Genomic DNA, 20,646 nt, shown 5'->3' with positions numbered 1-20,646 from the left:
CGTGCGGTCGTACAGGACCGCCGCACGCAGGTTCGCCGCTCCCGGCTCGTCTTGGATAGGCGGCAAGCTTTCGCCGTCAACTTGGACGAAGGGTGGAGGGGGACAGACGAGGGCCGCTTGTCAGGGGGCCGGAAACCGTTCACCCGAGCGCATCGCATCGCCGCCGCGTGGGACCCCACGCCGCCTTCGTCCCGGCCGCGTTCGGCGGTATCGCATGGGCGCTCCCGCCCCGACCCGGCCCCGCCCAGGCCCCGCCCAGGAAAACGAACCGTTCATGCCGCAAGCCGTCGCCGGCCCCGAGATCGAGCGCCTGATCCAGCTGCTCGCGCGGATGCCGGGCCTAGGGCCCCGCTCCGCCCGGCGGGCGGCCCTGCAGCTCATCAAGAAGCGGGACACGCTGCTCGCGCCGCTGGCCGACGCGATGCGGGTCGCGGTCGAGCGCATCGTCGTCTGCCGCGAATGCGGAAACGTCGACACCTGCGATCCGTGCACGATCTGCAGCGACCCGTCGCGCGACCCGACGCTGCTGGTCGTGGTCGAGGACGTGTCCGATCTCTGGGCGCTGGAACGCTCGGGCGCGGTGCAGGCGCGCTACCACGTGCTCGGCGGCGTGCTCTCGGCCCTCGACGGGGTCCGGCCCGAGCACCTCAACATCGCCAGCCTCGTGGAGCGGGCGGCCCGGCCGGAGGTGAAGGAGATCATCATCGCGCTGAACGCCACGGTCGACGGGCAGACCACGGCCCACTACGTCACCGATGCGATCAAGGACCTCGGCCTGACGGTGACGCGGCTCGCCCACGGCGTGCCGGTCGGCGGCGAGCTCGACTATCTCGACGAGGGCACGCTGACGGCGGCGATCCGCAGCCGCACGGCGTTCTAGGACCTGCCGCGGCGGCGGCGGCGCGGGCATTTGACCGCCCTCCCCCCGCATCCTATTCCGGCGACACGCCCGCCCCGCCACCTGCCCCGTCACCCGGTCGAGCCATGACGATCCGTCCCCTCGTGATCCTGCCCGATGCGCGCCTGCGCCTGCCGTCGGAGCCGGTCGGCCCCGTGACGAAGGAGATCCGCACCCTCGCCGACGACATGCTCGAGACGATGTACGACGCGCCCGGCGTCGGCCTCGCGGCGATCCAGATCGGCGTGACGAAGCGGATGGTGACCATCGACACCTCCAAGGAGGAGGGCGTGCGCAACCCGCAGATCTTCCTCGATCCCGAGATCGTCTGGGCCTCCGAGGAGACGCGGGTCTACGACGAGGGCTGCCTCTCGATCCCCGAGGTCTACGGCGAGGTCACGCGGCCGGACAAGGTGCGGGTGCGGTTCCGGGACCTCGACGGGGCGATGCAGGAGATCGAGGCGTCCGGCCTGCTCGCCACCTGCATCCAGCACGAGATCGACCACCTCAACGGCGTGCTGTTCATCGATCACCTGTCGAAGCTCAAGCGCGACCGGATCGTGAAGAAGTTCACCAAGGCGGCCAAGCGCGACGCGGCCTGATCGGACACCGAACATGCGCGTCGTCTTCATGGGCACCCCGGATTTCGCGGTGCCGACGCTCGCGCGTCTTTCCGAGGACGGCCACGCCATCGCGGCGGTCTACACCCGCGCGCCGGCGAAGGCCGGGCGCGGCATGGCGCTGCGCCCCTCCCCCGTCCATGCGCTCGCGGACCGGCTTGGCCTGCCGGTCCTGACCCCGTCGACCCTTAAGGACGCCGAGGCCGCCGAGACCTTCGCGCGCCACCGGGCCGACGTCGCCGTTGCCGTCGCCTACGGCATGCTTCTGCCGCAGGCGATCCTCGACGCGCCGCGCCACGGCTGCCTCAACCTGCACGGCTCGCTGCTGCCGCGCTGGCGCGGGGCGGCGCCGATCCACCGCGCGGTGATGGCGGGCGACGGGATGAGCGGCGTCGGCGTGATGCGGATGGAAGCCGGCCTCGACACCGGGCCGGTGGCGCTGGAAGCCTGCATCCCGATCCGCCCCGGCATGACCACGGGCGACCTGCACGACGCGCTGATGCCGGCGGGCGCCGACCTGATGGCGCAAGCTCTGCAGGAGCTCGACGCCGGCACTCTGACCTTCCGGCCGCAGGCTGAGGACGGCGTGCTCTACGCCAGGAAGATCACCAACGACGAGGCGCGGATCGACTGGGCCCGGGATGCCGACGCGGTCGCGGCGCAGATCAACGGGTTGAGCCCGTTCCCGGGCGCCTATTTCGAGGTGGACCTCGGGAAGGGCGCCGAGCGGGTGAAGGTGCTCCGGGCTCTGCCCGCCACCGGATCGGGCGTCGCCGGAACGCTCCTCGACGCCGACGCCACGGTCGCCTGCGGCTCGGGCGCCGTGCGGATCCTGGAGGTCCGACGCGCCGGAAAGAGCGGCAGCGCCAGCGGCGCGGAGTTCCTGCGCGGGGCGCGGGTGATTGCCGGCGCGCGTTTCGAATGAGGGAAATCGACAACCGCCCGTTCCCTCCCCCCTCTGCGGGGGAAGGTACCCTGCGCCGCAGGGGGGGAGGGAAAGGCGCGTCCTCCGCTCACCCGCAGAGCCCACCCTGATGCCGCGTTACAAGCTCGTCATCGAGTACGACGGCGCGCCCTTCCGTGGTTGGCAGCGACAGGCCGACGCGCCGAGCGTGCAGGGCGCGATCGAGACGGCGGTGACGCGGTTCTCGGGCGAGACGCAGGGGCTGACCTGCGCCGGGCGCACCGATTCCGGCGTGCATGCGACGCATCAGGTCGCCCATCTCGATCTCGCCAAGGCGTGGCGGATGGACGTGGTGCGCGACGCGCTGAACGCGCATCTACGCCGGGTGCCGGTCTCGATCCTCTCGGCGGAGATCGTCCCCCCCGACTTCAACGCGCGGCATTGGGCGATCCGGCGGCACTATCGCTACCGCATCCTCGACCGGCGCAGCCCGCCGACCTTCACCGGCGGCCAAGTATGGCACGTGCCTTGGGCGCTCGATGCAGCGGCGATGCACGCGGCCGGGCAGAGCCTGCTCGGCCTGCACGACTTCACCGCCTTCCGCGCCGCCGAGTGCCAGGCCAACAGCCCGGTGCGCACCCTCGACCGCCTCGACGTCGCCCGCCGTAAGATGGGATCGATGGAGGAGATCGTGGTCGAGACCCACGCCCGCTCCTTCCTGCACCATCAGGTCCGCAGCATGGTCGGCACGCTGATGCTCGCCGGAAGCGGACGCCTCGATGCGGCCGGCGTCGCCGACATCCTGGCCTCGCGCGACCGCAGCCGCTGCGGCCCGATGGCGCCCGCCTGCGGGCTGTGCTTCGTCGGCGTGGATTATCCCGCCGAGGGCCCACCCGTCTGGCCCGACGCCGGAAAGTAGGCGTCGAGCATCCGGCCGTAGATCGCCGTCAGGCGGTCGAGGTCGGCGACCGGCACGCACTCGTCGACCTGATGCATGGTCTCGCCGACGAGGCCGAACTCGATGACCGGGCAGAAATCCTTGATGAAGCGCGCGTCCGAGGTGCCACCGGTGGTCGAGAGCTTCGGACGCAGCCCGGTCTCGGCCTCGATCGCGTCGGAGACGAGCGCGACGAAGGCGTCGGGCTGGGTCAGGAAGGCCGGAGAGTTCGAGGGCGCGAGGTCGAGGGCGTAGCGGACCGTGCCGCCGGCGGCCGCGTCGAGGCGGCGGCGGATCTCGGCGGCGAGCGTCTGCGCGTCCCATCCCTCGTTGAAGCGGATGTTGAACACCGCCCGCGCGTCGGCCGGGATGACGTTGGTCGCGGGGTTGCCGACGTCGATCGTCGTGAACTCGAGGTTCGAGGCGTCGAAATGCGCGGTGCCGCCGTCGAGCGGGTCCGCGGCCAGCGCCGAGGCGAGGCGCAGCATGCCCGGGATCGGGTTCTCGGCCCGGTGCGGGTAGGCGACGTGGCCCTGCCGCCCGTGGACGGTGAGCTTGCCGGTGAGCGAGCCGCGCCGCCCGATCTTGATCATCTCGCCTAGGGTGCTCGGGTTCGTCGGCTCGCCGAGCAGGCAATGGTCGAAGCGCTCGCCCCGGGCCTTCGCCCAGTCGAGCAGCTTGACGGTCCCGTTGACCGCCGGTCCCTCCTCGTCGCCGGTGATCAGGAAGGCGATCGAGCCGGGAAGACCCGGGCCGCGCGCCTGCAGGAACCGGAGCGTGGCGGCGAGCATGCAGGCGATGCCGCCCTTCATGTCCACGGCGCCGCGCCCGTAGAGAACGTCGTCGGCGACCGCGCCCGCGAACGGGCCGCTTCGCCACGCGGCGGCGTCTCCCGGCGGCACCACGTCGGTATGGCCGGCAAACAGCAGGCAGGGCGCGCCGGTGCCGATCCGGGCATAGAGGTTCTCGACGTCCGGCGTGCCGGACTCGGAAAAGACCGGCCGCGAGACGGCAAACCCGGCCGCGGTGAGGATCCGGTCGAGCAGCGCAAGCGCCCCGCCCTCCTCCGGGGTCACCGAGGGGCAGCGCAGCAGCGCCTGCGCCAGGTCGAGCGGGCTCGCCTCGGCGCTCACGCCGACACCTCAACGATCACCGAGGCCTCGCCCGCGGAGCTACCGTGACGGTGTGGATCCGTCGGCGCGATGGCGGAGGACGGCGGCTGCATCTTCAACCCTTCTTGAGAAACCGAGCTTACGACAACCCGGAGCAGGAACAGGCACCGCACCGCAAGGGCCGCGGCAGGATAGGAGCATCGCGGCATGGTTGCGAAGGCGTGGTCCGAGCTCGCCGCTTCCCGCAACCATCTCAGCCTGATGGAGCCTCCGCCGGAGAAGCGATCGGGCGGGGGCCGCCACACGGTGATGATCCCGGCGACGATCACCTGTCCCGACGGGACGACCCATGCCTGCGTGATCCGCGACATGTCGGTCGCGGGCGCGAAGCTCGCGATCTCGCGCCGCCATCGCCTGCCGCTGGGCTTCGCCCTCACCGTGCCCGGGTACGACCATGCCTATCCGGTCGCGCGCAAGTGGCAGCGCGGAGACTTCGCCGGCGTGGTGCTGACGCTTCCGAAGCCCGACGGCGAGCCGCATCCGGAATGATGCGCGGCTGCGCGAGGCGACCGCCGCCTCGCGCTCCGAGACCCACGCGCGGCGGCTACTTCAGCACCGCCACCTGTGCATCGCCGAGGCGACGCGTGACGCTGACGGTGACGTCGCCGCCGTGGCGTTGGAACCGCAGGTCGACCCGCGAATCGCCCAGGCGCACGTTGTAGAGCGAGACCCCGTCGAGGAACGCCGGCAGGATCGGGTTGCGCAGGCGGACGCGGTTGCGCGCGTGATCGAGCTCCAGCCCGAGGCAGGCCGAGAGGAAGGCGAACGGCGCCGCCGCGGCCCAGGCCTGCGGGCTGCACGCCACCGGGTAGGAGACCGGCCCGCGCTGGCGCCGGCGCATGAAGCCGCAGAACAGCTCCGGCAACCGCTTCTGGTCCTGGTACAAGGCGGTCTCGAACATGCCCTGGAAGATGCGCGCGGCCTCGTGCTTCAGGTCGTAGCGGGCGAGCCCCATCGCGATGATCGCGTTGTCGTGCGGCCAGATCGAGCCGTTGTGGTACGACATCGGGTTGTAGCGCGCCTCGCCGCGGGCGATCGTGCGCACGCCCCAGCCGTTGAAGCCGTCCTTCGACAGCAGCGTCGCCGCCACCTGCGCCGCCCGCTCGGGCTTGGCGATGCCGGTGAACAGGGCGTGGCCCGCATTGGACGAGCGCACGGCGCATTGGCGCTTCTCGCCGTCGAGCGCCAGCGCGTAGGTGCCGATCTCGGCGTTCCAGAACGCGGCGTCGAACTTTTCGCGCAGGTCGTTCGCCTCGAGCGTTAGGCTCTCGGCCATGGCGTCGTGACCGAGCATCGCAGCGAGCTTGGCCATGCCGTTCTTGGCGGCGTAGACGTAGCCCTGGACCTCGCACAGCGCGATCGGGCCCTTGGCCAGATGCCCGTCGGTGTGGAAGATCGAATCGTGGCTGTCCTTCCAGCCCTGGTTCTCCAGCCCCTTGTCGGTGTCGCGGGCGTACTCGACGAAGCCGTCGCCGTCGCGGTCGCCGTACTCGTTCATCCAGGCCAGCGCGAGCTCGAGCGCGGGCCAGATCCGGGTGATGGTCTCGCGGTCGCCGGTGACGGCGTAATAGTCCCAGGCCAACATCACGAAGAGCGGCGTGCCGTCGATGGTGCCGTAATAGTGCCGGAACGGCACCTCGCCGAGCATCGCCATCTCGCCGCGGCGGGTCTCGTGCAGCACCTTGCCCGGCTGCGCGTCGGCGGCCGGATCGACGGTCTTGGCCTGCGTCACCGCGAGGTAGCGCAGCACGCCCTTGGCGAACTTCGGATCGATCCACAGCGCCATCATCGCGGTGATGATGCCGTCGCGCCCGAACACCGTGGAGTACCAGGGGATGCCGGCGAACGGGTAGATGCCCTCGGGCGTCCGGCTCGCCAGCATGTAGAGGTCGGCGGTGGCGCGGCAGGCGGCCTCGTTGAATTGGTCGTTCGACGAGATGATCGTGGTGATGCCGGCGGTCAGCTCGCGCAGGTCGCGCCGCGCGTCGCGGTAGGCGCGGGCGAAGACCATGCCTTCGTCGAGGCCCTTCGGCGGCCGCACCGCGGTGCTGCCCGAGGCGAGCGAGAGCGCGGCGGCGGCATCCTCGCCGGTCTTCTCGGCGGACGGCGCGCTGGTGAAGGCGCGATGCGCCTCGCACACCACGCGGACGAACAGCGAGGCACGGCCCTCGGGCGCCAGAGTCACCTCGAAGACGGCACGGCCGGGCTCGAGCAGCTTCGGCTTGGGCCCGAAATGCAGCGCGGTGGTGCGCACGATCTCGTCGAGGCCGACGTAGCGGAACTGCACCTCCTGGTCGCTCGCGACCTGCACTGCGCGCTTGCCGCGGCTGGTGCGCGCCGTGCCGCGGACCTCGAACAGGTCGCGGTAATCGGCATCGAACGTCACTTCGATGCGCAGGGTGCGCTGGCGGGAATCGTAGGAGCGCAGGCCGATCCGGTCGTAGCAGGCGCCGCGGAACAGGAATTTCGTGCGCTCGATCGCGATGATCTCGCGCGCCAGCGTAATCTCGTCGCCGCCGTCGAGGCGGATGTCGGGGGTCGTCATGTCGACCGAGAGTGCGCCGTTGTCGTCCTGCATCACCGAGGACAGCATCAGCGGGCGCTGGCCCTCGATGGTGAAGTGCAGGCGCGACAGGTAGCGCGTATCCTGAAAGTACAGGCCTTCCGGGCCGGGCTGCACGCCGATGTCGCCGAACGAATCCAGCACGGCGAAGGCCTCGCCGAACTTGAGCGAGCGCAGCGGCCGGTCCACCAGCGAGGTCTGCGCCTCGATGTGGTACTGCGGAAGCACCTCGTCGGCATCCTGGAAGCCGCGCGGAATCTTCTGCTGCGCCTCGCTGCCGGGCTGCGCCTTTGCCGTCATCGTGTCCGCCATGCGTGACCTGCTCCGCGCATCCTGGAATGCGAATCGAAAGGGCCGCCGGATCGCGCCTTTGCGATACGGCGGCCCTGGTGACCGTCTGATTGAGCCGTTTGTACGACGGGGCGAGGACGGAGAAAACCCTGCCCGCGCCGCTTCGACGGCCCTTGGGCGGCCCTTGCAAGCCGAGTGCCGGATGCGGCGGCGGGCGAGGCCCGCCGCGACCGGATCAGGCCGGCATCGCGGCGATCGAGATCGCCGGGCGGGCCGAGCCGTTCATCTCGCCGTAATGCGGGGCGAAGGCGGAGGCGGTCGGCAGGGCGATCACCGAATCGCGGGCGGCGAGCAGTTCCTCGTAGGCGGCGACGTACTTCTTGACCATGCACTCGGCGGTGAACGCGGTCTCGAAGTGGCGGCGGACGCCGGCGCGGCTCATGGTCTTGACCTTGGCCACCGCGGCGACCGCGTCGTCCATGGTCTCGCACAGCACGCCGCTGACGCCGTCGGCGATCACCTCCGGCACGGAGCCGTTGCGGAAGGCGATCACCGGGGTACCGGCCGACATCGCCTCGATCATCACCAGGCCGAAGGGCTCCGGCCAGTCGATCGGGAAGGCGAGCGCCAGGGCGTTGCCGAGGAATTCCTTCTTCTGCTCCTCGTTGATCTCGCCGATATACTCGATCAGCGGGTGGTGGATCATCGGCTCGATGACCTCGTCCCAGTAATCCTGATCGGCCTTGTCGACCTTGGCGGCGATCTTCAGCGGCGTGCCGGAGCGGATCGCCATCTCGATGGCGCGGTCCGGGCGCTTCTCCGGCGAGATGCGGCCGAGAAAGGCGAGGTAGCCGCCCTTGGCCTCGGGGGAATACGGGCAGTTCTGGGCCGGCAGGCCGTGATGGATCGTCGACAGCCAGTTGACGTTCGGCGGCATCGGCTCGCGCTGGTTGTCGGAGATCGACACCAGCGGCATCCCGGTGAAGGTCTTGTAGACGGGCATGAAGTCCGGCACGTCGAGGCGACCGTGCATCGTGGTGATGCACTTGTGGTTCAGATCCTCGAACATGGGATACTGAAGCAGATCGATGTGAAAATGCAGGATGTCGAACTCGTGCGCCCGACGATGAACCTGGTGCAGCATCGCGAGATGGCTCGCGGTATGATCGCGATAGCCCAGAAGACGCAGACCTTCGGGCGTGCAGGCCGCGAGCTTGGCGGACGTCTCGGAATCGCCGCTCGCGAACAAGGTGACGTCGTGGCCCTGGCGGACCAGTTCTTCGGTGATCCAGCTGACGACGCGCTCTGTGCCGCCGTAGAACTTGGGCGGTACGGCTTCCGAGAGCGGGGCGATCTGGGCAATGCGCACGAAAGGTCTCCTGAGTAGCCTGCGTTTCGGGGATCTAACCCGACCCGGGCTGAGTGGGACATGAACGAAACCCACGGCCAAGGTTATGGTTCCTTGTGCGGTGCAAAGGCAGCGCTTCGTCGTCTCCACCGGGACTTGTCCCCGGTATCCTCGACGACCGGTCGGCCCGCGATGCCCGATCGAGCCGTGAGCCCCGTGGACCGGGACGCCGGCGGACATGGCGATCCGCGGCGCGCACAAGAATCGAAACCGTAACGAGCAGCTTTGAAGTATTACAAATCGATGTTGTGGCCTTTCGGCGACGCCTCCGGAAGGATCATATCCGTCGACCGCTTTCCGCGTTGAGATCATTGCAAGCACCGCACGCCATCGCTCAAGGATTGCGCGGAGCCGATCGGCTTCGAATATCCGAGCGCGAGCGAAAACCATGGTCGGTGATGGTGGAGATGCGAGACGGCCCCGTCATGAAACCATCGGTTGCTTTCTCGCCGCGGTGGCCGGCCTGCTGGCGGGTGTCGCATCCCCGGTCCCAGCACTGGCCGGCCCGGCCACGGACGAGGTCGTCCTGTCCGAGCTGAGCGTGACCGGCACGGGCGGCGAGCGGGCGGGCGGACCGGTGGTCGGCTATCGCGCCACGCGCTCGGCGACGGCCACGCGCACCGACACGCCGCTGGCCGATACGCCGCAATCCGTCCAGGTGGTGCCGCGCGACGTGTTGGTGGATCAGCAGGACGTTCGGCTCGGCGACGCGCTGCAGAACGTCAGCAACGTGCAGCCGGGCGGCACCCTGCAGGGCCGCAGCGAGACCTTCATCATCCGCGGCTTCGCCACGCAGACCTACGCCATCGACGGCATCCTGCTGAACCAGGCGAGCAACTTCTACACCGTCCAGCGCGACCTCGCCGACGTGGAGCGCATCGAGGTGCTGAAGGGACCGGCCTCGGTGCTGTACGGCCGCGGCGAGCCCGGCGGCCTGATCAACATCGTCACCCGGCAGCCGACGCTCGTCCCGTCCGGCGACCTCAGCATCCAGGGCGGCAGCTTCGGCTTCCGGCGCGTGCAGGGCTCGGTGTCGAGCGCCATCCCGGGCGTCGAGGGCCTGGCGGCCCGCATCAGCTTCGCGGGACAGTCCGACCCGACCTTCCGCAACTACGGCGATCGCGACAATGCCCGCACCTTCGTGGTGCCGGCCTTCGCCTGGAACCCGTCTCCCGACACCCGCGTGTCGTTCCTCGGCGAGTTCACCCGCACCGACACCCAGTACGACGAGGGACTGATCGCCCGGAACGGACGCGCCCCCCTCGACGACATCGGCCGCTACTACGGCGAGCCCTTCAGCCGCTACAACGCCACGGCGAATTTCGGCGTGCTCCGCATCGAGCACGACGTGAACGAGTCCATCACCCTACGCGAGGTCTTCAGCGCCCAGGGCGGCGCCTTCGATCTCGTCGCGACCCGTGCGACGGGCCTGACCGACAACAACAGGACCGTGTCACGGCGCGAGACCGCGGTCCGCTCGGCCTATGCCTCGATCGACAGCCAGACCGAGATGGTCGCGAAGTTCGACCTGTTCGAGCTGCGCAACACCGTGCTGGTCGGGTTCGAGTACACCGACGGCTTTCGCCATTCCTACACGACGCAGAGCACCGGCTATCCGTCGATCAGCTTCCTCACGCCGAGCTTCGGCTCGGCCATCGTCGGCACGGCGCTGCAGGGCGACCTCCGCCAGAGAAGCGAGCTCTACGGCCTCTACCTCCAGGATCAGGTCGACCTCGGCTACGGCCTGCAGGTGCTGATCGGGGTCCGCTACGACACCGGAACGCAGTTCTACTTCAACCGGACGCCGACCTCGCGCACGATCCCACCGGACCTGGCGTTGTCCGGGACCTCGCCGCGAGTCGGCCTCGTCTACCGGCCGTTCGATCCGCTGACGCTCTATGCGAGCTACACGACGTCGTTCAAGCCGCAGACCGCCAACGTCCTCAACGTCTCGAACCCGACGCCCGAGACCGGGGACCAGGTCGAGGTCGGAAGCCGCCTCGACCTCACGCCGGACCTGACCCTGAGCGCGGCCGCCTTCCGCATCACCCGCCAGAACGTGGCCGCCGCCGACCCCGTCAACACCGGCTTCTCGGTGATCACCGGCGAGCAGCGCTCGCAGGGCGTCGAGGCGGATCTGGCTGGCCAGATCCTGCCGGGCTGGAAGGTCATTGGCAGCGTCGGCTACCTCGATGCGCGGATCACCAAGGATGACGTCTACGTCGTCGGGAACCGCCTGATCGGCGTGCCGAGCTTCAGCACCAGCCTGTGGTCGACCTACCAGTTCCAGGAGGGCCCGTTGCGCGGCTGGACCGTCGGCGGCGGCATCACCTATGTCGGGCGGCGCACCGGCGACCTGAACAACAGCTACTCCGTCGGCGGCTATGCGCGCCTCGACGCGGCCGTGTTCTACGATCTCGACGAGCACGCCCGCTTCTCGCTGAATGCCCGCAACCTCACCGACCGGCGCTACATCGAGCAGCCGTTCAACCCGTTCAACAACGCCCCGGGCGCGCCGCTCTCGGTGCTCGCCACGATCACGGCCAAGCTGTGAGCCGAGCCCCGGACGCGTCGCTCGGGACGGCGGGGCCGATCAGGCATCCGCGAAGGCATTGAAGCGGCGCGCGGTTTCTGCCATAAGCCGCTCCGCGTGGAACCGCCCGGCCGGTTAGGGCTGCCGTGGCGGTTCATGCTGCTCCACCAGAAGCATCCATCGAGCGCACCCCTCCGGCCATCGTCGGACGGCTGGGGTTTCGCGCAGCGGAGAGCCAAATGCCCAAGCTGAAGACCAAATCGGGCGCCAAGAAGCGCTTCAAGATCACCGGGACCGGCAAGGTCATGTACGCCCAGGCCGGCAAGCGCCACGGGATGATCAAGCGGACGACGAAGCAGATCCGCAACCTGCGCGGCACCACCACCCTGTTCGAGGGCGATGCCGCCAACGTGAAGAAGTACTTCCTGCCCAACAGCCGGTAAGCCCTTCACGACCGCCGAGACTGCTTTTTTCGATCCAGGAGATACACCATGGCCCGCGTCAAACGCGGCGTGACCAGTCACGCCAAGCACAAGAAAGTCCTCAAGGCCGCCCGTGGCTATTACGGCCGGCGCAAGAACACGATCCGCATCGCCAAGCAGGCGGTCGAGAAGGGCATGCAGTATGCCTACCGCGACCGCAAGAACAAGAAGCGCACGTTCCGCGCCCTCTGGATCCAGCGCCTGAACGCTGCCGTCCGCGAGCACGGCCTGACCTATTCGCGCTTCATCGACGGCTTGGCGAAGTCCGGCATCGCGGTCGACCGCAAGGCGTTGTCCGACCTCGCGATCCACGAGCCGGCGAGCTTCGCCGTCGTGGTCGAGAAGGCCAAGGCCGCCCTGCCCGCTCAGTCCGCCAAGGCCGCCTGAGCCTCATCCGAGCGACGAACCGGCGAAAGGCGCGGGGCTCCCTCGGGGAGCGCCGCGCCTTCGTCATGTTCGCACACCCTGTGACCACGAGCCTGCGCGCCGACGGCGCCGGGCGGTGAACCGCACGCGATGGGACAGCGATGACCGATCTCGACACCCTCGAACGCGACCTGCTCGCCCAGGTCGCGGCCGCCACCGACGAGGCGTCGCTCGAGGCCCTGCGCGTCGCGGCGCTCGGCAAGAAGGGCAGCGTCTCCGAGTTGCTGAAGACGCTGGGCGCGATGAGCCCGGAGGAGCGCAAGCAGCGCGGCCCGCTCATCAACGGCCTGCGCGACCGGGTGCAGGGCGCGATCGCCCAGCGCCGCGACGCGCTCGCCGAGGCGGCCCTCGAAGCGCGGCTCGCGGCCGAGCGCATCGACGTGACCCTGCCGCTGCGCGAGGCGCCCGAGTCCCGCGGCCGCATCCACCCGATCAGCCAGGTCATCGACGAGATCACCGCGATCTTCGCCGACATGGGGTTCTCGGTCGCCGAAGGCCCGGACATCGAGACCGACGAGCTGAACTTCACCGCGCTGAACTTCCCGCCCGGGCATCCGGCGCGGGAGATGCACGACACCTTCTTCCTGGCGCCCGACGCCGAGGGCAAGCGCAAGGTGCTGCGCACGCACACCTCGCCGGTCCAGATCCGCACCATGAGGTCGCAGACGCCGCCGATCCGGGTGATCATCCCGGGCCGGACCTACCGGCACGATTCCGACCAGACCCACACGCCGATGTTCCATCAGGTCGAGGGGCTGGTGATCGACAAGGCGGCCAACATCGCCAACCTGAAATGGGTGCTCGAGGCGTTCTGCAAGGCGTTCTTCGAGGTCGACGCCGTCAAGATGCGCTTCCGACCCTCGTTCTTCCCCTTCACCGAGCCCTCGGCGGAGGTCGATATCCAGTGCTCGCGCAAGGGCGGCGAGATCCGCTTCGGCGAGGGCACCGACTGGCTCGAGATCCTCGGCTGCGGCATGGTGCACCCGAACGTGCTGCGGAATTGCGGCCTCGACCCGAGCGAGGTCCAGGGCTTCGCCTTCGGCGTCGGCATCGACCGCATCGCCATGCTCAAGTACGGCATGCCGGACCTGCGGCCGTTCTTCGAGGCCGACCTGCGCTGGATCGAGCATTACGGCTTCCGCTTGCTCGACGTGCCGAGTCTGATCGGCGGCCTGACGGGGTAGAAAGGGTGAGCGCCATGACGGAACGCGAAGTGGAAAACGTTGTCTCTTCGGTGCTCGAACACCGCTTTCCCGGTGGGCAATACAAGGCAGCGGAGGTTCGATTCGATACGGATTTCGATGGCGCCCCGATCATCCGCGTGACGGCTCGGTACAGCACGCGACCGGCCAGTCGCGCCGAACTCGTGCGAACGGTGCACGCGATCCGGGATGCCCTCATCGCCCGCGGCGACGATCGTTTCGTGTTCCTGAGCAACGACATCGCCGACGAGCGGCAAGTTCACGCGGACGTAGACTGACGCCATGTCCACGATGGTCGCACGCCTGCTACGATTGGCCGAGGATATCGTCGACGCCCACCCGGACAGTTCGAGCGTGAAGCGGCGCGCCGTCAGCACGGCCTATTACGCTGCATTCCACGCCCTCGCCCGCCTGTGTGCCGACACCCTTCTCGGCGATTCCGATCGCGCGTCGAGCGAATACGAGAAAGTCTACCGCGCGCTCGATCACGGTTCGCTTCGCACGGCCTTCCAGCCCAAAGGCAGCCCGCTCGCGACGAATGTCTCGCTCAAACGGATCGGCGACCTGATCGTGCCGTTGCAGGGGGCACGCATGCTCGCCGATTACGCACCACCCCGCCTCGGCTTCTACCAGGAAAATGCAGCTCGCGATCACTTGGAGCAGGCCCGCGAGCTGGTCGGCCTCCTCGAAGCCTTGAGCGCATCCGAAAGGATGAGCTTGGCGATCCACCTGATCTTCAAAGACAGACCGAAATGAAATTCACCCTCTCCTGGCTCAAGGACCACCTCGACACCGAGGCGTCCCTCGACGTGATCGCCGAGACGCTCACCCGCATCGGGCTCGAGGTCGAGGGCATCGAGGACAAGGCGGCGGCGCTGAAGCCCTACGTGGTGGCGAAAATCCTCACCGCCGAGCAGCATCCCAACGCCGACCGGCTCAGGGTCTGCAGCGTCGACGCCGGGGACGGGCAGCCGCTCCAGGTGGTCTGCGGCGCGCCGAACGCGCGCGCCGGCCTGCTCAGCGTGTTCGCGCCGCCGGGCACCTACGTGCCGGGCAAGAACATGACCCTCTCGGTGGGCAACATCCGCGGCGTCGAGAGCCGCGGCATGCTGTGCTCAGGGGCCGAGCTCGGCCTCGGGGACGACCACGACGGCATCCTCGAGCTGCCGGCCGACGCGCCGGTGGGCACGCCCTACGCGCTGTGGGCCGGGCTCGACGATCCGGTGATCGAGATCAACCTGACGCCGAACCGCCCGGACTGCGCCTCGGTCCACGGCATCGCCCGCGACCTCGCCGCCACCGGCATCGGTGCCCTGAAGCCCCTGGCCGAGCCGCCGATCCGCGGCGAAGACCCCTGCCCGGTCGCCGTCGCCCTCGACATTCCCGAGGCGGCGCGCGACCTCGCCCCGCACTTCGCCCTCCGCCGCGTGCGCGGCGTGCGCAACGGGTCCTCGCCGGACTGGATGCAGGCGCGGCTGCGTGCGATCGGCCTTCGCCCGATCAACGCGCTGGTCGACATCACCAACTACATGACCTTCGACCAGGGCCGGCCGCTGCACGTGTTCGACGCCGCCAAGGTGGCCGGCGGCCTGACCGTCCGGCTCGCCCGCGAGGGCGAGACCCTGAAGGGCCTCGATGGGCGCGAGCACGCGCTCGGCGGCGAGATGGTCGTCATCGCCGACGACAACGGCGTCGAATCCATCGCCGGCATCATCGGCGGGGCGGCCTCGGGCTGCGACGCCTCCACCACCGACGTGCTGATCGAATCGGCGCTGTGGAACCCGGCCAACATCGCGCAGACCGGACGGCGGCTCGGCGTGATCACCGATGCGCGCTACCGCTTCGAGCGCGGCGTCGACCCGGCCTCGACGCTGCCCGGGCTCGACCGCGCGACGCAGCTCGTCCTCGACCTCTGCGGCGGGATCCCGTCCGAGGCGACGATCGCCGGCGCGATGCCCGAGACCGACCGCGTCGTCGACTTCCCCTGGACCGAAGTGCGGCGTCTGGCCGGGATCGAGCTGTCCCGCGCCGAGATGACCGTCACGTTGGAGGCGCTCGGCTTCCAGGTCTCCGGCACCGGCGACCGGGCGAAGGTGCTGCCGCCGTCGTGGCGGCCCGACATCGAGGGCGAGGCCGACCTCGTCGAGGAGATCATCCGCATCGCGGGCCTCGACCGGATCGAGTCGAAGCCGCTGGCGCCGCTGGCCGGCCTCGCGCGCCCGACGCTGACGCTGATCCAGAAGCGCACCCGCCGCGCCAAGCGCGCGCTGGCGAGCCGCGGCCTGATGGAAGCGGTGACGTGGTCGTTCATCCCGCACGACGACGCGGTGCTGTTCGGCGGCGGCGGCGCCGACCTGGTGCTGGCCAACCCGATCGCCTCGGAACTCTCCGACATGCGGCCGAGCCTGGTGCCGGGCCTGCTGCGCGCGGCGCAGCGCAACGCCGACCGCGGCTATCCCGATGCCGCCCTGTTCGAGGTCGGGCAGTGCTTCGCCGACGACACGCCGGAGGGACAGACCATCCGCGCCGCGGCCGTGCGCCGGGGAACGGCCAACCTCGCGGGCGGCGGGCGCCACTGGGACGGCACCGCGCCGACCGTGGACGCCTTCCAGGTCAAGGCCGACGCGATGGCGATGCTGGCCGCCCTCGGCGTTCCGACGGGCGGGCTCCAGGTCGTGGCGGGCGGCCCGGACTGGCTGCATCCCGGCCGCTCGGGCACGCTCCAGTTCGGCCCGAAGAACCCGGTCGGCTTCTTCGGCGAGGTGCATCCGCGGGTGATGAAGGCGCTGGATCTCAAGGGCACCCTGGTGGCGTTCGAGATCGTCCTCGACGCGATCCCGGCCCCGAAGCTGAAGCCGACCAAGACCAAGGGCGCGGCGACGCTCTCAGACTTCCAGCCGCTGTCGCGCGACTTCGCCTTCGTCGTCGGCCGCGACGTCGCCGCCGGCGAGATCGTCAAGGCGGCGGCCGGCGCCGAGCGCAAGCTCGTCACCGGCGTCGAGGTGTTCGACGTCTACGAGGGCACCGGCATCCCGGACGGCTCGAAATCGGTGGCGATCGCGGTGCGGCTGCAGCCGCTGGAGCGGACGCTGACCGATGCGGAGATCGAGGCGGTGAGCGCCCGGATCGTCGCCGAGGTCGGCCGCAAGACCGGCGCGACGTTGCGCGGCTGAACCCCGCGCCCCGACGACCATACCGGCGCGCGACCTGCACGCGACGCGATCGGCACGCAACGAGGGCGACCCGACCATGACCGACGCCGAAGCGCTCAGCCAGGCACTGTCCCTTGCCGAGACCCTGCCCGAGCCGCTGCTGCGTCGCGCCCTGGCCGAGCCGGATCTCGTCGCGGACGAGACCCTTCGCCTCCTCGCGGGGGCGGCCGAGGGCGCCGAGCTGACGCCGGAGCAGGAGAACCTGCTGTTCTGGGGGCTGCACGTGCTCGCCCATGCCCGCGATCCGCGGCTGCTCGCCCCGCTCCTGCGCTTCCTGCGCCAGGACGAGGAGAGCGTGGACGCGGTGCTCGGCGACGCCGTCACCACGACGCTCGCCCGCATGATCGCGAGCCTGTTCGACGGGCGGACCGACGGGATCTTCGCGCTGATCCTCGACAGCACGGTCGACGATGCGGTGCGCCAGGCGCTGCTGTCCGCCTGCGTCTTCCTGGCGATCGAGGGTCGGATTCCGCGCCAGACCCTGCGCGACCTGCTGGTCCGCTTCGACGACGCGAAGGCCGCCGTCGAGGAGGCGGTCGGCTGGATCGCCTGGGAGGAGGCGATCGCCTATCTCGGCCTGCGCGAGCTCGCCCCGCGGGCCGAGGCGGCCCGGCGCGACAAGCGCATCACCGACGAGTTCAGCGATGCCGCGTGGTTCAAGGAGACCCTGCGCGAGGCCGAGCGCAAGCCCAACGACCGGTCGCGCCTCGACGCGTGGAACCACGGCTACCTCGACGACCCGATCGTTCAGCTCGCGTGGACTAAGGCCGGCTACGGCCTGCCGACGGTCAACCCGTTCAAGGACGTCGGCCGCAACGATCCCTGCCCGTGCGGCAGCGGCAAGAAGTTCAAGAAGTGCTGCCTCGGCAAGGTGAATGCCGAAGCGGAATGGACCCCGCCATCAGGCTTGTGACGGCACCGCGCCGCTGAGCGGGTTCGCCTCGTCCCAGGCGTAGCCCAAGGTCTCGAACCGCATCGCACGGGCATCGACCATCAGCAGCCGCCCGACCAGCGGCTCGCCGAAGCCGGTCACCGCGCGGATCACCTCCATCGCCATCAGCGAGCCCATCACGCCGGCGAGCGCCCCGAGCACGCCGGCTTCCGCGCAGGGCGGCACGGTGCCGGGCGGCGGCGGGTTCGGGAACAGGCAGCGGTAGGTCGGGTTCGGGGCGCCGTCCGGCCCGGTCTCGTGGGCGCGGATCGTCGTCAGCGTGCCGTCGAAACGGCCGAGGGCGGCGGTGACCAAGGGGCGGCGCGCCCGGTAGCAGGCGTCGGATACGGCGTAGCGGGTCGCGAAGTTGTCCGAGCCGTCGGCGACGACGTCGTACGCGGCGGCCAAGGCTTCGGCGGATGCGGCATCGATCCGGATCGGATGGGCGACCACCGTCACGTTCGGGTTGAGGCGGGCGACGGCGTCCGCGGCGCTTTCGACCTTCGGCCGGCCGAGATCCGGTGTGCCGTGGATGATCTGGCGCTGCAGGTTCGAGAGCGAGACCGTGTCGTCGTCGACGATGCCGATCGTGCCGATGCCGGCGGCGGCCAGGTACTGGATCAGCGGGGCGCCGAGCCCGCCGGCACCGATCACGAGCACGCGCGCCGCCTTCAGCCTGCCCTGCCCGGGGCCGCCGATCTCCGGCAGCACGAGGTGGCGGGCGTAGCGTTCGATCTCGTCGGATGTCAGGGCCATGCGCAGCAGATAATCCGCGCGACCGGCCGGTGAAAGCGCGACGGCCCGTGAAAGGCGCATGGTGTCCGATGAACGGCGACGCGCGACCGCATCATGAAAAACGCCGCCTCGCGGAGCGAGACGGCGTTTTGGAATTCCACGGGCCTCGGCGGAGCGATCAGCGCGGCGCCAGGATCATGATCATCTGGCGGCCTTCGAGCATCGGCTCACTTTCCACCTTGGCGATCTCGGCGGTCTCGGTCTTCACCCGCTCGAGCAGGCGCAGGCCGATATCCTGGTGCGCCATCTCGCGGCCGCGGAAGCGCAGGGTCACCTTGACCTTGTCGCCCTCCTCGAAGAAGCGCTGCACCGACTTCATCTTGGTGTCGTAATCGTGCTTGTCGATGCCGGGGCGGAGCTTGATCTCCTTGACCTCGACCGTCTTCTGCCGCTTGCGGGCCTCGTTCTGCTTCTTCTGTTCGTTGAAGCGGAAGCGGCCGTAATCGAGCAGCTTGCAGACGGGAGGAACGGAGTTCGGTGCGATCTCGACGAGGTCGAGGCCGGCCTCTTCGGCCAGGGCCAGAGCATCGAAGAAGGCGACGACGCCCCGGTTCTGGCCGGTGTCGTCGATGAGCTGCACTTCGCGCACGCCGCGGATATCCCGGTTGGCGCGAGGCCCGTCCTTCTGCGGGGCCGGCATGGCTCTCATGGGTCTACGAATGGCGGTGTTCTCCTGATGCAACGACGAAACGGCGGCCCCTGGCATCCCGTTCCAGGCTGCCCAGACCACCGATCGCTCCGGCCTATCCCGGACAGCTTACCTTGGCCGAACCGTGCGGCAAGTCAACACATGCCGCCGTCTCGACGCAAAACGATACCGGCTCCCGCAATGCGAAAACCTTTTCCCCGATGTGAAGCTTGCAGGCCAAAAGAACAAGCCCCCATCGCGACGCGGGGTCAGGCGGGCTCCGATCGGCCGAGCAGCTTGGCGTAGATCGCCAGCGTGTCGCCGACCATACGCTCCAGGGAGAAGTTCGCCTCCACATGGGCGCGCTCGCGGCGGGCCAGCGCGTCGCGCGCGCTGGCGCCGAGCGACAGCGCCTCCCCGAGTGCCGCCGCGAGCGCCGCCGCATCGCCGGCGGGAACGCGCCAGCCGGTGCGCTGGCCGGCCGACACTTCGGGCGGGCTCAAAACGGTTTCGGGGACCGCGCCGAGGTCGGACACCACCACCGGCGTGCCGAGCGCCTGGGCCTCGACGGCGGAACGGCCGAACGCCTCCGGCTCGACGGAGGGCACCGCGACGACCGAGGCGGCCCGGAAGGCCGCCGGCATGTCGGTGCAATGCCCGACGCGGCGGACGACGCCCTCGAGCCCGCGCGCCACGACCAGCGCGTCGAGCTCGCGCTCGTAGGCGACCCTGCCCTGGGGGTCGCCCGCGAGCACGATGGCGAAATCGGCGACGCCCTGCGCGCGCATCAGCGCCGCCGCCTCGATCAGGATGCGCTGACCCTTCCACGCGGTGAGGCGGGCCGCCAGCAGGACGACGCGCTCGTGCGGGGCGACGCCCCAAACGCGGCGCAACGCCTCGACCCGCGCGGCGCCGACCGCGACGGGAGTGAAGGCGGAGAGGTCGGTTCCGCGGTGGATCACCTGAACCCGGTCGCCCGCCTGCTCGGCATGCAGGCGACGGATCAGGTCGGCGGTGTAGTGCGAGTTGGCGATCACCACGTCGCCGCGTGCCATCACCGAGTTGTACAGCACCTTCACGCCGGTACGGCCGGAATAGCTGCCGTGATAGGTCGTGACGAAGGGCAGCTTCAGCCGTCGCGCGGCGCCGAGCGCGACCCAGGCCGGGGCGCGGGACCGCGCATGGATGATCTGCACGCCCTCGCGCCGGCACAGGCGCGCCAGGCGGCCGACGTTGAGGGCCATCTGAACGGGGTTCTTCGACGCCGCCGGGAACGGCAGGCAGATGCCGCCCTTGGCCTGAAGCTCGCCGACGAGGCGCCCGCCTTCCGTCGCGACCAGCGCACGCGCACCTGCCGCCGCGAGGCCGGCCGCGATGTCGACGGTGGTGCGCTCGGCACCGCCGGCGTCGAGCTCGGGAATGATCTGAAGGACGCAGGCACCGGCCAGCGGCGACGCGTCGCCGGGGAAGCCGACCGACGGACGGGAATCGCCGTTCATCGGCGGCTGCGCGGCGAGAGGGCGCAGGCGGGCCGCGGCCGCAAGGAAGCGTTCATTGTCATAGGATCACGGGTACGCTTTACGGTCTGGTAAACGGCGGCTGAAGACGCGGCGTTCAGGTCGGGAACGCGCGGGCCGGGCGAAT

19 protein-coding genes are annotated in these 20,646 nt (G+C 69.8%); 13 read left to right on the top strand and 6 right to left on the bottom strand.

Translation table 11 applies throughout. The annotated features are described in order from the left end of the window. The first annotated feature begins 274 nt into the window (after positions 1-274). From recR to truA, 4 genes are all read left to right on the top strand, one after another. A complete protein-coding gene (gene recR / locus MKK55_RS17405; RefSeq protein WP_147730063.1) occupies positions 275-880 on the top strand; it encodes a recombination mediator RecR in 606 nt (201 codons plus the stop codon). Between the two features lie 104 nt (positions 881-984). Next, positions 985-1,500, top strand: a complete 516-nt coding sequence (locus MKK55_RS17400) for a peptide deformylase (protein WP_147725902.1) — start codon at positions 985-987, stop codon at positions 1,498-1,500. A 13-nt stretch (positions 1,501-1,513) separates the two neighbouring features. Continuing rightward, entirely contained in the window at positions 1,514-2,443 is a 930-nt protein-coding gene (gene fmt / locus MKK55_RS17395) for a methionyl-tRNA formyltransferase (RefSeq protein WP_243936794.1), read from the top strand. Between the two features lie 109 nt (positions 2,444-2,552). Further along, the gene (gene truA / locus MKK55_RS17390; protein WP_243936791.1) at positions 2,553-3,341 is read left to right on the top strand and encodes a tRNA pseudouridine(38-40) synthase TruA; all 789 of its coding nucleotides are present in this window, start codon (positions 2,553-2,555) and stop codon (positions 3,339-3,341) included. On the opposite strand, the gene dapE is transcribed toward truA, so the two are convergent. Continuing rightward, a complete protein-coding gene (gene dapE, locus MKK55_RS17385) occupies positions 3,296-4,492 on the bottom strand; it encodes a succinyl-diaminopimelate desuccinylase (RefSeq protein WP_243936788.1) in 1,197 nt (398 codons plus the stop codon). The two genes, truA and dapE, sit on opposite strands and share 46 nt — an antisense overlap. Positions 4,493-4,678: 186 nt before the next feature. On the opposite strand from dapE, the gene MKK55_RS17380 reads away from it, so the two are divergent. Continuing rightward, entirely contained in the window at positions 4,679-5,020 is a 342-nt protein-coding gene (locus tag MKK55_RS17380; RefSeq protein ID WP_243936786.1) for a PilZ domain-containing protein, read from the top strand. Positions 5,021-5,075: 55 nt separating this feature from the next. Here the strand turns inward: MKK55_RS17380 and MKK55_RS17375 are convergent, their stop codons facing one another. Beyond that, complete coding sequence (locus MKK55_RS17375) at positions 5,076-7,394, bottom strand: glycogen debranching N-terminal domain-containing protein (protein ID WP_243936880.1); 2,319 nt, start codon at positions 7,392-7,394, stop codon at positions 5,076-5,078. A 226-nt stretch (positions 7,395-7,620) separates the two neighbouring features. Further along, positions 7,621-8,754, bottom strand: a complete 1,134-nt coding sequence (locus tag MKK55_RS17370) for a glycosyltransferase family 4 protein (protein WP_147725896.1) — start codon at positions 8,752-8,754, stop codon at positions 7,621-7,623. A 427-nt stretch (positions 8,755-9,181) separates the two neighbouring features. Here MKK55_RS17370 and MKK55_RS17365 point away from each other — a divergent pair, with 427 nt between their 5' ends. The 8 genes from MKK55_RS17365 (at position 9,182) to MKK55_RS17330 (ending at position 17,561) form a co-directional block, all read left to right on the top strand. Next, complete coding sequence (locus MKK55_RS17365; protein WP_409566082.1) at positions 9,182-11,347, top strand: TonB-dependent siderophore receptor; 2,166 nt, start codon at positions 9,182-9,184, stop codon at positions 11,345-11,347. A 218-nt stretch (positions 11,348-11,565) separates the two neighbouring features. Beyond that, complete coding sequence (gene rpmI, locus MKK55_RS17360; protein ID WP_018044555.1) at positions 11,566-11,769, top strand: 50S ribosomal protein L35; 204 nt, start codon at positions 11,566-11,568, stop codon at positions 11,767-11,769. Positions 11,770-11,817: 48 nt separating this feature from the next. Next, a complete protein-coding gene (rplT, locus tag MKK55_RS17355; RefSeq protein WP_147725894.1) occupies positions 11,818-12,195 on the top strand; it encodes a 50S ribosomal protein L20 in 378 nt (125 codons plus the stop codon). 140 nt (positions 12,196-12,335) lie between these two features. Next, positions 12,336-13,418, top strand: a complete 1,083-nt coding sequence (pheS, locus tag MKK55_RS17350; protein WP_243936783.1) for a phenylalanine--tRNA ligase subunit alpha — start codon at positions 12,336-12,338, stop codon at positions 13,416-13,418. Between the two features lie 14 nt (positions 13,419-13,432). Continuing rightward, on the top strand, positions 13,433-13,714 hold the full coding sequence (locus tag MKK55_RS17345) for a hypothetical protein (RefSeq protein ID WP_243936770.1): 282 nt from the start codon (positions 13,433-13,435) through the stop codon (positions 13,712-13,714). A 4-nt stretch (positions 13,715-13,718) separates the two neighbouring features. Then, a complete protein-coding gene (locus MKK55_RS17340; protein ID WP_147725891.1) occupies positions 13,719-14,192 on the top strand; it encodes a hypothetical protein in 474 nt (157 codons plus the stop codon). Then, positions 14,189-16,609 carry a phenylalanine--tRNA ligase subunit beta gene (gene pheT, locus MKK55_RS17335; RefSeq protein WP_243936768.1) on the top strand — a complete coding sequence of 807 codons (2,421 nt, stop codon included), beginning with the start codon at positions 14,189-14,191 and terminating at the stop codon, positions 16,607-16,609. Before MKK55_RS17340 ends, pheT begins: the two co-directional genes overlap by 4 nt. A gap of 76 nt (positions 16,610-16,685) precedes the next feature. Beyond that, entirely contained in the window at positions 16,686-17,561 is an 876-nt protein-coding gene (locus MKK55_RS17330) for a DUF1186 domain-containing protein (RefSeq protein WP_243936766.1), read from the top strand. Here MKK55_RS17330 and MKK55_RS17325 read toward each other — a convergent pair. The 3 genes from MKK55_RS17325 to MKK55_RS17315 form a co-directional block, all read right to left on the bottom strand. Beyond that, positions 17,550-18,335, bottom strand: coding sequence for a HesA/MoeB/ThiF family protein (locus MKK55_RS17325; RefSeq protein ID WP_243936763.1), 786 nt, complete (start codon positions 18,333-18,335; stop codon positions 17,550-17,552). The two genes, MKK55_RS17330 and MKK55_RS17325, sit on opposite strands and share 12 nt — an antisense overlap. A 157-nt stretch (positions 18,336-18,492) precedes the next feature. Next, positions 18,493-19,014, bottom strand: coding sequence for a translation initiation factor IF-3 (gene infC, locus MKK55_RS17320; protein ID WP_243933822.1), 522 nt, complete (start codon positions 19,012-19,014; stop codon positions 18,493-18,495). 257 nt (positions 19,015-19,271) lie between these two features. Further along, on the bottom strand, positions 19,272-20,501 hold the full coding sequence (locus MKK55_RS17315; protein WP_243936760.1) for a glycosyltransferase family 4 protein: 1,230 nt from the start codon (positions 20,499-20,501) through the stop codon (positions 19,272-19,274). Between the last annotated feature and the right edge of the window lie 145 nt (positions 20,502-20,646).

It is taken from the genome of Methylobacterium sp. J-059 (assembly GCF_022829485.1).
In the GTDB taxonomy this organism is placed as follows: domain Bacteria; phylum Pseudomonadota; class Alphaproteobacteria; order Rhizobiales; family Beijerinckiaceae; genus Methylobacterium.
The sequence above is the reverse complement of the archived record's forward strand: the minus strand, read 5'-3'. Positions and strand labels throughout refer to the sequence as shown.